This window comes from Candidatus Methylomirabilota bacterium (assembly GCA_035260325.1).
In the GTDB taxonomy this organism is placed as follows: domain Bacteria; phylum Methylomirabilota; class Methylomirabilia; order Rokubacteriales; family CSP1-6; genus AR19.
The window spans coordinates 1-12,098 of the sequence record DATFVL010000193.1 but is presented as its reverse complement, the minus strand read 5'-3'; the positions used below and the strand labels follow the sequence as shown (position 1 = coordinate 12,098).

Here is a 12,098-nt window from a genome sequence, read left to right as displayed (position 1 = left end):
CGCGGAGATCCAGCCGACGAGGTCGAGCTGCGCCGGCGAGAGGACGGGTTCGGGATCGGCGACGCGGCCGAGCGGCTTGAGCGACGCGTCGTCACCCGCGCGGAGGGCCACGACCATGCCGACGCGCTGGGCGCCGCGGAGTGGTGCCGCCACGCGCTGCCCGGGGGCGAGCGTCCAGCCCTCCGGCACCAGGTAGGAGAACGGATGAGCGACCGGGGCGTCGAAGGCGACGTCCGCGATCATGCTACCGGGTCCGGCGCTGGTCGTACTCCCGTCGCGCGAGCTTCAGGTCCTCCCAGGCCATGCGCTTGTACTCCTGGCCCGGGTTCCGCAGGAGGAACGCCGGATGGAAGGTCGGGATCAGGACGGCGGAGCCGTACGGGTGCACGCGCCCGCGCAGGCGGCCGATCGCCTCCTTGGTGCCGAGGAGGCTCTGCGCGGCGACGCTCCCGAGGGCGAGGATGACCTTGGGCTGGAGCGCGGCGAGCTGGGCCGCGAGCACCGGCGCGCACGCCGCGAGCTCCTCGGCCTCCGGGTTCCTGTTGCCGGGAGGTCTGCACTTGACTGTATTCGAAACATACACCTCGTCGCGCGTGAAGCCGACGCCCGGCGACTCGAGCATCTTGGTGAGGAGCTGGCCCGCGCGCCCGACGAACGGCAGGCCCTGCGCGTCCTCGTCGGCGCCCGGCCCCTCGCCGATCACGACGAACTCCGCGCGCGGGCTGCCCGCGCCGAAGACGATCGTCGTGCGCCCCTCGCAGAGCTTGCACTTCCGGCAGCCCTGGAGCGCCTGCTCCTGGGCGCGCAGCGCCTCGTCGGGACCGAGGAGGTACTGGCCCTCGAGGCCGAGCTCGGTCGTGCCGAGGTCGCGATGGTGACGGAGCGTGGCGCCGAGCGCGCCCAGCGCGTCGGCGAGCGCCTGGCGGGGATCGGCGGCCGCGTCGGGCGCGGCTATCGCGCCACCTTCTTGGCGCCGGCCCCCGCGCGCAGCGCCAGGACGTGGGTGAGGATCGCGTCGGCGACGTCGGCCTTCGTCATCCGCGGGAGCGGCTTGTGGCCGCCCCAGCGGTCGAGGAGCAGCACCTCGTTCTCGTCGGCGTCGAAGCCGATGCCCTTCTGGCTGACGTCGTTCGCGACGAGCAGGTCGATGCCCTTGCGCTCGAGCTTCTCGCGGGCGTTCGCGGCGACGTCGTTGGTCTCGGCGGCGAAGCCGACGATGAACGCGCCGGTGTGGCGCGCGGCGACCTCGGCCAGGATGTCGGGGTTCGGCGTGAGCTCGAGGGTCAGATCGCGCTTGCCCTTGATCTTGACGGGCGCGGCCTGCCGCGCGCGGTAGTCGGCGACGGCCGCCGCCTTGATCACGATCGTGGCGGATGCCAGGTGCTGGAGCACCGCCTCGCGCATGTCCTCGGCCGTCTGGACGGGGACGAAGACGGCGCCCGGCGGCGGCGTGAGGGCGGTCGGCCCGGAGACGAGCGTGACCGCGGCGCCGCGGCGCAGGGCGGCGGCCGCGAGGCCGTAGCCCATCCGGCCGGACGAGCGGTTGGAGAGGTAGCGCACCGGGTCGACCGGCTCCCGCGTGGGCCCGGCCGTCACCAGCAGGCGCTCGCCCGCGAGGTCGCGCACCGGCGTGAGCGCGCGCCGGATCGCTTCCACGATCGCGTCCGGCTCGGGGAACCGCCCCTTGCCGGAGAGGCCGGACGCGAGCGCCCCCGCGTCGGGCTCGAGCACCGCCACGCCGCGCGCGCGCAGCGTGGCGACGTTCGCGACGACCGCCGGGTGCTCCCACATGCCGCCGTCCATCGCGGGCGCGATCACCACGGGCCCCCGGGCCGCGAGGAGGAGCGTCGTGAGGAAGTCGTCGGCGAGGCCGTGCGCCGCCTTGGCGAGGAGGTTCGCCGTCGCGGGCGCGACGACGATCGCGTCCGCGCGCTCGGCGAGCGCCACGTGCTCGACGGCGTCCGGGCTCTGCGGGTCGAACAGGTTCGTCAGCACCGGCCGGCCGGAGAGCGTGCGGAAGGTGAGCGGGCCCACGAACTCGCGCGCGTGCTCGGAGAGGCACACGGTCACCGCGGCGCCGAGCCGGGTCAGCTCGCGCAGCAGGTAGACGGCCTTGTACGCGGCGATCGAGCCGGTGACGCCGAGGATCAGCTCGCGGCCCGCGAGGCTCATGCCTTCGGCGTCTCCCCCTCTTCCTTCACGCGGAACTCGACCTTGGCCGCCGCGATCTCCTCGAGCGCGCTGCTCGTGGGCTTCTTGTGGTGGCTCGCGACGCGCGGGGGCGCGCCGCGGTTGAGCTGCCGCGCCCGCTTGGCCGCGAGGACGACGAGCATGTAGCGGTTCGACACCTTGTTGAGGGCTCCTTCGAGCGAGGGGAACGCCATCAATGTGGTACCTCCAGGTCGGGGAATGCCAGGCCGAGCCGCGCCGTGCGGCTGCGCTCGGCCTGGATGATCGAGGCCAGCTGCTCCATGGCCTCCTTGACGTCACGGTTCACCAGCAGGTAGTCGTAGCGCCGCCAGAGCGCGATCTCCTCGCGCGCGCGCGCCAGGCGCCGCGCGATCTCCTGCTCGTTGTCGGAGCGCCGCTCCCGCAGCCGCTGCTCCAGCTCCTTCATGGACGGCGCGACGATGAAGATGAGCACCGCCTCGGGATAGCGGGCGCGGACCTGCGCGGCGCCCTGCGTGTCGATGTCGAGCAGGACGTCGTTGCCGCCGCGGAGCGCCTCCTCGAGCGGGCGCGCGGGGGTGCCGTAGAGGTGGCCGTGCACGGTCGCCCACTCGGCGAACTCGCCGCGCGCGAGCATCGCGCGGAACTCGCGCTCGTCCACGAAGCGGAAGTCCACGCCGTCGATCTCGCCGCCGCGCGGCGCCCGCGTCGTCACCGAGACCGAGTAGGCGAGGCCGGGCACGGCCAGGCGCGCCTCGCGGCACAGCGTCGTCTTGCCCGCGCCCGACGGCGCCGAGACGACGAACAGCGTGCCGCGCCGCCGGATCATCCGGCCGCACCCCACCCGGCCGCGCCGCGGCCGCTACTCAAGATTCTGCGCCTGCTCGCGCATCTTCTCGACGACGCCCTTCGCGGCGAGGGCCGCCTGGCTCACCTCGAGGTCGTCGGCCTTCGAGGCGATCGTGTTGACCTCGCGGTTGAGCTCCTGCATGAGGAAGTCGAGCGCGCGGCCCGCGGGGCCGCCCCGCTCGAGGACCTGGCCGAGCTCGGTCAGGTGGGCGCGGAGCCGCGCGAGCTCCTCCTGCACGTCGGTCTTCTCGGCCCAGATCGCGACCTCGGTGAGGACGCGCCCCTCGTCCATCGCGGCGCCGGCGAGGAGGCCGCGGATCCGCTCGCGGAGCCGCTCCTCGTAGCGCGCGACCGCGGCGGGCATGCGCGCCGTGATCAGGGCCACCCGCTCCTGGAGGTCGGCGCGGAGGGCGCCGAGCTCGGCGGCGAGCGCCTCGCCCTCGGCGGCCCGGCGCGCGACGAGCGCGTCGAGCGCCCGGCCGACCGCCTCGGCCAGGATCGGCCACGCGGCCTCCGGGGCGGGCGCCTGGGCCTCGTCGAGCCGCACGACGCCCGGGCGCTCGAGGAGCCACGCGAGCGTCACGTCGCCCGGGACGCCGAGCGTGTTGCCGAGCTCGCGCGCACGCGCGACGTACTCGGCGGCGAGCGCCGCGTCCACGCCGACCGTCTGCGACGACGCGCCCGGCGCCGGCGTGAGCTGGACGGTGACCTCGACGCGGCCGCGCTCGAGCCGCGTCTGCACCAGCCGGCGCACGTCGAGCTCGAAGGCGGCGAGGGCGCGCGGCACGCGGACCGCGATGTCGAGGTGGCGATGGTTCACGCTGCGCGCTTCGACGGTCAGGCTCGCCGTCGGCCCGGCGACCTCGGCCCGGCCGAAGCCCGTCATGCTCCGGAGGGACGGAACGGCCGCGCGCGGGGTGGGACTCATTCAGTGATCATAGGGCGAAATCTCCTGTAGTGTCAATATGTTGCGATTGACACGCCGCGCGCGCCGGGCGTACACTCGCGCACATTTTTCGGACCAGCGGAGGTCACACCCGATGCCGTCCTACTTCGGCCTCCTTGCGAAGATCGCGCTCGCGTGGACGATCGTGTTCTTCATCGGGAAGCGCGCGTGACGCGCTGGGCGCTCGCGTCCCTCGGCGCCCTCCTCGTCCTCGGCGTCGCGACCGTCGCGCTCAGCCGCCTCTTCGGCCGGTCCGGCTCGCGTGCCGCGATCCTCGTCTCCGTCGTGGCCCACTGGCTCGGCGCCTGGGTGCTCTGGAGCTTCGCCGGCGGGCTCGCCCTCCGCTACGGCCTCCTCGGCGCCTACCCCGGCGCCTTCTTCGGCCTCCTGGCGCTCGCGGGCGGTATCTGGCACTACCGGACGGCCGTTGCCGGCGGACGCGAGCGTGGTCTCGTCGTCTTCGTCGGCGTCCAGCTCCTGTGGCTCGCCCTCGTCCTTCTCCAGAACGGCGCGTTTGGCGACATTTTTTGATAGCCTCGATCATATGAGCGTGGAGGACGCGATCCTCCTGGTCGACGCCGACCGCAGCGTTACCGACGCGCTGCGCGACTTCCTCAAGGGCGAGGGGTACGCGGTGGAAGTCGCCCGTACAGGCGCCGAGGGATTCCGGAAAATCAAGAGCGGCGCCTTCGGTCTCGTCCTCCTCGAGCTCGCCCTGCCCGACACCAAGGGCGCGACCGTCATGCGCGACGCCCAAAAGCTCGGCGCGCCGCCCGAGTTCATCGTCGTCGCGGAGCGGAAGACGCTCGACTCGGCCATGGAGACGGTCGAGGGGAGCGCCGCGGGTTACCTCGCGAAGCCCGTGGACGTAGCGCGGCTCGGCCGGATCGTCCGTCGCGTGTTCGAGCGGCGGCGGCTCGTGCGCGAGAACGCAGGGCTCCAGGAGGAGATCCAAGGCCGGCTCGCGGAGAGCGAAGCGCTCGTCCTGATCTCGAGCACCGTCAGCTCGACGCTCGACATCCGCGAGGCGCTCCGGCGAATCTGCCGGGCGCTGGCGAGGCTCCTCCGCGCGGACACCGCGGCCGCGTACCTCAACGACCCGGGGACCGACCAGCTCGTGCCGACGGCCGCGTACCACGTGCCGAAGGAGCACCTCGCGACGCTGTCGACGGCGCCGCTCCCGCTCCGGGAGCAGGGCTTCCACGAGGCGGTGTGGAACGAGCGGCGGCCGGTCTGGTCGGACGACGTCGCCGCCGACGCCCGCTTCAGCCACGCGATGTTCCGGAGCTTCCCCCACCAGTCCGGGCTCCTCCTGCCGCTGCTCATCGAGGACCGCGTGGCCGGTGGCTTCTACATCGTCTGGTGGAAGGAGCGCCGACGCTTCGGGGAGCGCGAGCTCCGGATGGTCACCCAGGTCTGCGAGCAGGTCGGGCTCCTCCTCCGCAACGCGAGCCTCTACGAGCAGGCCGAGCGGAACCGCCAGCGGCTCGAGGTCCTGAACGACGTCTCGCGCCAGCTCGCCGCCGTCCACGACACCGACGAGGTGCTCACGCTCATCGTCAACCAGGCCGCGCGGCTCGTGCGCGCCGAGGCGGCCGGCCTGCGCCTGCTCGAGGGCGACGACCTCGTCGTCGGCGCGCGCACGGAGTCGGCGGCGCCCCTCATGATCCGGCCGCGCATCAAGCCGGGCGAGAGCCTCTCAGGAAAGGTCGTCGCGACGGGTGAGACGGTCGTGGTCGAGGACCTGTCCCAGGACACGACGTTCGATCCGGCCCACAAGCGGGGCGCGCTCGAGCGGGGATTCCGCGGATTCGTCGGCGTGCCGCTCAAGAGCCGCGGGCGGGTCCTCGGCGCGCTGAACGTTTACACGCAGGGCGCGCGCCACTTCCTCCCGGACGAGATCGACCTCCTGGAGGCGCTCGCCGATCAGGCCTCGACCGCGATCGAGAAGGCGCGTCTGTTCCGCGAGAGCGTCGAGGGCCGGCAGCTCCTCGCGCGGCTGTATCGCGCGGCGATCGCGATGCAAAGCTCCTGGGACCGCGAGGAGCGCCTCCGCGCGTTCACGCGGGCGGCGCGCGAGGTGGTCGGCTTCGATCGCGTCAACGTGTTCCTCGTGACACCCGACGGCGGCGGCCTGGAGCTCGTGACCTCCGAGGGCGACGCCGGCGTCCCGTCCATGGTCCTGCCGCTCGCGCCGGGCGCCGGCGCCTACCACCAGGCGTTCGAGAGCCGGCGGCCCGTGGCCGTGCTGTCCGACGAGGACCTCCGAAGCGTGCGCTCGATCGACCGCGCCCACGTCGCTCACCCCTACCTCCGGTCCCGGCGGTTCGTCGTCGCGCCGCTCCTGGCCGGCGATCGCGTGATCGGGGTGGTCGGCGCCGACAACAAGCCGAGCCGGCGCCCGATCGCCGCGTCGAGCGTCGAGCCGTTCAGCTCGCTCTGCCAGAACCTCGCGATCGCGCTGGAGGAGAGCCGGCTCTACGCGGAGACCCGGGCGCGCGAGCAGGAGGCGACGAAGCTCTACGGGGTCACGCGCGAGCTCGCCACCAGCCTGGACCGCGACCGCGTCCTCGACCTCATCGTGACGCAGACCGTCGAGCTGACCGGCTGCGAGGCGAGCGGGATCTACGTCTTCGATCGCGAGCGGGACGGGCTCGTCTTCGGCCGCGGCCTGAACCTCGCGCCCGAGCTGACGCGCGGGCTGTTTCTCAAATCGGGCGAGGGCGTCGGCGGCCGCGCGTTCAAGGAGCGCCGGCCGGTGTGGACCCGGGACCGGACCACCGACCCGGACCTCGGCTACAGCCCGGCGTCGCGCGCGCTCATCGACACGATGTCGCCCCGCGCCTTCCTCGCGGTGCCCATCATGAGCCGCGACGAGGTCCACGGCGTGCTGTTGGAGTACTTCTTCACCCCGCACGACTTCACGCCGCGGGAGACCCAGCTCGTCGCGACCCTCGCCGACCACGCGGCGCTGGCGTTCGAGAACATCCGCCTGCTCGAGGAGACGCGGCGCCGCGAGCAGGAGGCGAGCACCCTCTCGCGCGGCCTCGCGCTCCTGAACCAGGCGACCCGCGCGCTGCAGCGCACGCTCGACGTGGACCGCATGCTCACCGGCGCCCTCGAGGAGCTGGCGCGCGCCTTCGGGGCCGACTCGGCGGTCATCAACCTGCTCGACGCCGAGGGCGGCGTGCTCCGGAGCGTCGGGCACTGGCTCTCCGAGGAGCAGCGCCGCGCGCTCCACGCGCGGCGCGGCGGGGTCACCGCCCACGTGCGCGACACGCGGCAGCCGCTCCTGATCCGCGACATCGAGGAGCGGCGTGAGATGGTTCACCCCGAGAACTTCGCGCGGGGCGTGCAGTCCATCGCCGGCCTGCCGGTCGTCGGCCAGCAGCGCAGCGTCATCGGGGTGCTGCTGCTCTACTACAAGACCCCGCAGCTCTTCCCGGACACGGTGGTCCGCCTGCTGACCTCGTACGCCGACCAGCTCGCGACCGCGCTCGAGAACGCGCACATCTACGAGGAGGCGCAGACGCAGCGGGTCCGCCTCGCGCAGATCTTCGGCTCGACCTCCGACGGCATCCTGCTCGTCGGCCCCGACGGCGACATCCGGACGACCAACGCGCGCGCCGGCGAGCTCCTCGGGTTCGACACGGCCCACGCCGTAGGCACGCCGCTCGCGGACGTGCTCATGGCGTTCGCCGGCTCGGCGCCCGAGGCCGAGCCGGGCCTCACCGCCCTGCGCGCGCTGCTCGGCGACCCGGAGCAGGGCGGCGCCGGCGACCTCGACCTCCGCCGGCACGGCAAGATCATCCACTGGACGGGTCAGCCGACCCGCGACGCGGCCGGCGCGACGCTCGGGCTCACGCTGACGCTCCAGGACGTCACGCACGAGCGGCAGGTGAGCCAGCTCAAGTCGGACTTCGTGTCGTTCGTCACGCACCAGCTCCGCACGCCGCTCTCGGGCATCAAGTGGATGCTCGAGCTGGCCGCGCAGACGCCGGGCATCTCCGAGGAGCTGATGAGCTTCGTGCACGACGCGACCGAATCCGCCGAGCGGCTCATCGGCCTGGTCAACGACCTGCTCGACGCCTCGCGCCTGGAGAGCGGGACGCTCAAGATGAAGCCCGAGCCCACGGGCCTGGCCGAGCTGACGAAGAGCGTGCTCGACGAGCTTACGATGCTCGTCCGCGCGCGCGGCCACCAGCTCTCGCTCGTCGGCGCCGAGGCGGCGCCGCGCGTCCTGGCCGACCCGCAGCTCCTGCGCCAGGTGATCCTCAACCTCACGTCGAACGCGATCAAGTACACGCCGACCGGCGGGGCGGTGACCGTCCGCATCGCGCGCGAGGACGGCGTCGCGCGCTGGGCGATCACCGACACCGGGGTCGGGATCCCGCGGGCCGCGCAGTCGCGGCTCTTCGAGAAGTTCTTTCGCGCGGAGAACGCGCCGACGATCGAGACGGAGGGGACGGGGCTCGGCCTCTACCTGGTCCGGCTGATCGTCGAGCGGCTCGGCGGCCGGGTATGGTGCGAGTCCGAGGAAGGCCGGGGCTCGACGTTCCTCTTCACGTTGCCACTCAGCGAGTGAGGCCCATGACGGAGACGGCGAAACGGCTCCTGCTGGTCGAAGACGATCGCTTCCTGCGGCGCGCCTGCGAGGTGGCCCTCAAGCAGCGCGGGTTCGCGGTGACGTCGGCGGTGGACGGCGAGGAGGGCCTCCGCCTCGCCCGGGGTGAGCCCTGGGACCTGATCCTGCTCGACATGCTGATGCCCAAGCTCTCGGGGCTCGAGGTGCTGAAGGCGATCCGGAGCGACGAGGCCACGCGCGGGCTCCGCGTGCTCATCCTGTCGAACTCCTCGCGCGAGCAGGACGTGCAGGAGGTGACGCGGCTCGGCGTCGAGGGCTACTTCGTCAAGTCGAACCTCTCGCTCCAGGAGCTCGGCGACCGCGTGAGCGAGATCCTGGCCGCGAAGGGCTAGCGCCGCACCCCACCGTTCGGCGGCGTCCGCGTAGCGCGACTGCACAGTTTTCCTGTGCGCTCACTGCACAGTGGACTGTGCAGTCGTGTCTTTCGACTTCGGGCGGTCGGTGGACTAGCGTAGTGCACCTGCACCTCCGTCGGTGCACCTCGAAGGCGAGGATTCCTCACGATCCGCGACCGAAGGCCCGCGAAAACCAATAGGTCCGCGCCGAGGCGCGCGCCCCTCGGCCCTGGCACGGCGTGTGCGAGGGAGCCGTGCCCGTGGGCGCCGTCGCACCTGCGCAATGTTCCGGAGCGAGCGCGAGCCATCGTGCATGGATCCTCGGCATCGCGCTGGCGCTGAGTTTACTCGCCGGCCACGCGCATGCCGGGCAAGCGATCACGGCGCTGGCGCCGACGGAGGTCTTTGCCGACGGATTCCGTGAGCTGCGCGGCGTCGTCGTGGATGCGCAGGGCAACGTCGTCGTCGCCGACCGGGACGCGGGCACGCTGACGCGCCTGGCGCCCAACGGCGCCCGCGCCGTCGTCGCCAGCGGGCTCGAGCGCCCGATCGGCCTCGCCTTCGATCCCGTGGGACGGCTTCTGGTCGCGGAGGAGAAGGCCGGACGCGTCGTGCGCGTCGAGGCGGGCGGTCGGCTCAGGCCGGTCCTCGTCGGCGTCAAGCAGCCCCGCTGGCTGGCCGTGCGCGAGGACGGTACCCTGTTCGTCTCCGCGCGCCGGCTCACGCGCGACCGCGACGCCGAACGGGACGATGAGTCGGCCGAGCCCGAGATGATCGTGGCGCTCTCGCCGGCGGGCCGGCTGACGGTTTTCGCCGACGGCTTCACGGGCCTCCAGGGGCTCACCCTGAACCACGCGACGCTGTTCGCAGCCACGCAGGGGCGCCGGGGAGACCGGCACGCCGAGGGCGTCGTCTTCCAGATCCCGATCCTCGCCGACGGTAGCGCGGGCCCGGCCGCGGCCCTGGGGCCGACCGACGAGCTCAAGAAGCCCGTGGGGCTCGCGCGGGATCGGCTGGGCAGTCTCTACCTCACCACGCAGGAGCGCGGCCTCGCCGAGGATCCCGCGCGTCGCGGGATCGCCAAGCTCCACGCGGACGCCCGGCTCACCCTGTTCGCGACGAGCCTCAAGGCGCCCCAGGGGCTGGCCTTCGACGCGGGCGGACACCTCTACGTGGCCGATGGCAAGCGCGTGCTGCGCTTCGTGGCGCCCCCCGCGCCGAGCGTGAGCACGCCGCTGTTCACGAACCGGTCGCCACTGGCCGTGACGGGGACAGCGCACGCGGGGGCGGCGGTCGACCTGTTCGTGAACGACGCCGCCACGCCGGTCCGCGTGATCGCGGACCCGACCGGGGCCTTCGCGGCGCAGCTCGCCCTCGCCCTGAACAGCCGCAACACGCTGGAGGTGTTCGCGACCGACCACGGGGGCGACGGGCTCGCGTCGCCGCCGGCGGAGGCGACGGTCGTCCACGACAGCATCCCGCCGGCGCGCAGCTTCCAGGCGCCGGCCGGTGCCCACGTGCGGCTCATCGTGAGCGTCCAGGCCCAGGCCAGCGACGGCGGCAGCGGCGTCGCCACGCTCGGTCTGACCCTGGACGGGCAGGCGCTCCCGAGCACGGTCGCCCCGCTGCTGCCGGCGGCGAGCGCGACGGCCTCGGCGGCGTGGCAGACGACCGCGGTGGCCGACGGCTCGCACACGCTCGGGGTCGCCGCGACGGATCGCGCCGGGAACACCGCGTTCGCGGCCCGCGCTGTCATCGTGGACAACACGCCGCCGACCGCGCAGCTCACCGGCGGGCCCGCGGGCACGGTGCAGGGCACGACCGCGACGTTTACCTTCACCGGCGCCGACAACCTCACGGCCCCCGACCGGCTGCAGTTCGCATGGCGTCTGGACGGCGGCGCGTTCACGGCGTTCGCCGATGCGACCAGCGCGGCGTTCTCGAATCTCGCTGCGGGCGCGCACACGTTCGAGGTCAGGGCGCGCGATCTCGCGGGGAACGAGAGCGCGGCCGCGCAGCGGAGCTTCACCGTCAGCGCGCTGCGGGTGACGATCACGGATCCCGCGAATGGCGGCTCGGTTCCGACGGGCCTGCTGCTGGTACGAGGAATGATCGACGCCGGCGGAGCCGAGGTCGGCGTCACGGTCAACGCGATTCCGGCCGTCGTTCAAGGGACGACCTTCGTGGCTCTCGTCCCGATCGGGTCAGACACCACGACATTGACGGCGGTCGCCAGCCTGGCCAGCGGAGTTACGGCGACGCACGCCGTCAGCGTCAGCGTTGCGGCGGCGAGCGGCGCGGCGGCTCCCACGCTTCTCGTCAGCCCACAGAATGGATCCGCTCCGCTGCGAGTGACTTTTTCGATGATCGGTGCCGTCCTGGGGACGATCGTTCTCGACGCGGACGGCGACGGCGTCATTGATGTCACGGGACCGAGCCTCGACGGGCAGAGCTTCACTTATTCCCGTCCCGGCCTGTACGTGCCGACGGCGATCGTGACGGACCTCGAGGGGCGTCAGGTCGCGGCGCGTGCCGTCGTGCAAGTGTACGATGTGGCCGCTCTCGATGCGCTGCTCCAGTCGAAGTGGCGTGGGCTGAAGGACGCGCTTCGGGCGGGCGATGTGCCGGGCGCGGTCAGGTACATCGTCGCCGAGTCGAGAGACGAGTACCAAACAGCATTCCAGATGATCGCCGCCAGTCTCCCGGCGATCGACGGCATCCTGACCGACCTGACGCTCGTCAGGATCAGAGACGGCACAGCCCTCTACCAGGCCACGCGGACGGACGCGGGGCTGGCGAAGGTCTTCGACGTGCGCTTCGCCGTCGATGAAGACGGCCTGTGGCGCGTCGAGAGGTTCTGATGCGGACCGTCAAGCTCAGGAGCGCGCGGAACGCGTTCGCAGTGGTCGGCCTGGCGCTGTTGCTGGGCCTGCTGAGCCCGGCGCTCGTGCAGGCCGCGGGGCCGTGGAAGGCCCAGGTGGTGGACGCCGAGACGGGGCAACCCCTCGAGGAGGTGGTCGTGCTGATGTACTGGATCAAGTACACGGGTTCGTGGGCGGGTTGGGCGGGGGGCGAGTTCGACGACGCCGAGGAGGTGGTCACGGGCGCGGACGGCCGGTTCGTGGTGCCGTCACGGCGGGTGTTCACGCTGGTG

Annotated in this window: 11 protein-coding genes; 5 read left to right on the top strand and 6 right to left on the bottom strand. The window is 72.7% G+C overall.

Translation table 11 applies throughout. The annotated features are described in order from the left end of the window. The 6 genes from VKG64_12720 to VKG64_12695 form a co-directional block, all read right to left on the bottom strand. Positions 1–243 (bottom strand): primosomal protein N' (locus VKG64_12720; protein ID HKB25904.1); only part of this gene is annotated, 243 nt, incomplete at its 3' end. Between the two features lies 1 nt (position 244). Beyond that, positions 245–808 (bottom strand): uracil-DNA glycosylase, encoded by a 564-nt coding sequence (locus VKG64_12715; GenBank protein ID HKB25903.1) that lies wholly within the window; start codon positions 806–808, stop codon positions 245–247. A gap of 143 nt (positions 809–951) precedes the next feature. Then, a complete protein-coding gene (coaBC, locus tag VKG64_12710; protein ID HKB25902.1) occupies positions 952–2,172 on the bottom strand; it encodes a bifunctional phosphopantothenoylcysteine decarboxylase/phosphopantothenate--cysteine ligase CoaBC in 1,221 nt (406 codons plus the stop codon). Continuing rightward, positions 2,169–2,384, bottom strand: a complete 216-nt coding sequence (gene rpoZ / locus VKG64_12705) for a DNA-directed RNA polymerase subunit omega (protein ID HKB25901.1) — start codon at positions 2,382–2,384, stop codon at positions 2,169–2,171. The genes coaBC and rpoZ overlap by 4 nt, the downstream gene beginning before the upstream one ends. Then, on the bottom strand, positions 2,384–2,995 hold the full coding sequence (gmk, locus tag VKG64_12700) for a guanylate kinase (GenBank protein ID HKB25900.1): 612 nt from the start codon (positions 2,993–2,995) through the stop codon (positions 2,384–2,386). The genes rpoZ and gmk overlap by 1 nt, the downstream gene beginning before the upstream one ends. A gap of 36 nt (positions 2,996–3,031) precedes the next feature. Further along, a complete protein-coding gene (locus VKG64_12695) occupies positions 3,032–3,946 on the bottom strand; it encodes a YicC/YloC family endoribonuclease (GenBank protein ID HKB25899.1) in 915 nt (304 codons plus the stop codon). Positions 3,947–4,132: 186 nt separating this feature from the next. Between VKG64_12695 and VKG64_12690 the strand changes: the two genes are divergently transcribed. The 5 genes from VKG64_12690 to VKG64_12670 all read left to right on the top strand — a co-directional run. Beyond that, the gene (locus tag VKG64_12690; GenBank protein ID HKB25898.1) at positions 4,133–4,495 is read left to right on the top strand and encodes a hypothetical protein; all 363 of its coding nucleotides are present in this window, start codon (positions 4,133–4,135) and stop codon (positions 4,493–4,495) included. Positions 4,496–4,508: 13 nt separating this feature from the next. Then, positions 4,509–8,549, top strand: coding sequence for a GAF domain-containing protein (locus VKG64_12685; GenBank protein HKB25897.1), 4,041 nt, complete (start codon positions 4,509–4,511; stop codon positions 8,547–8,549). 5 nt (positions 8,550–8,554) lie between these two features. Next, the gene (locus VKG64_12680; GenBank protein ID HKB25896.1) at positions 8,555–8,941 is read left to right on the top strand and encodes a response regulator; all 387 of its coding nucleotides are present in this window, start codon (positions 8,555–8,557) and stop codon (positions 8,939–8,941) included. A 257-nt stretch (positions 8,942–9,198) separates the two neighbouring features. Further along, on the top strand, positions 9,199–11,805 hold the full coding sequence (locus VKG64_12675; protein HKB25895.1) for an Ig-like domain-containing protein: 2,607 nt from the start codon (positions 9,199–9,201) through the stop codon (positions 11,803–11,805). Beyond that, on the top strand, positions 11,805–12,098 hold a 294-nt coding region (locus tag VKG64_12670; GenBank protein ID HKB25894.1), incomplete at its 3' end, for a hypothetical protein. The genes VKG64_12675 and VKG64_12670, both read left to right, overlap by 1 nt.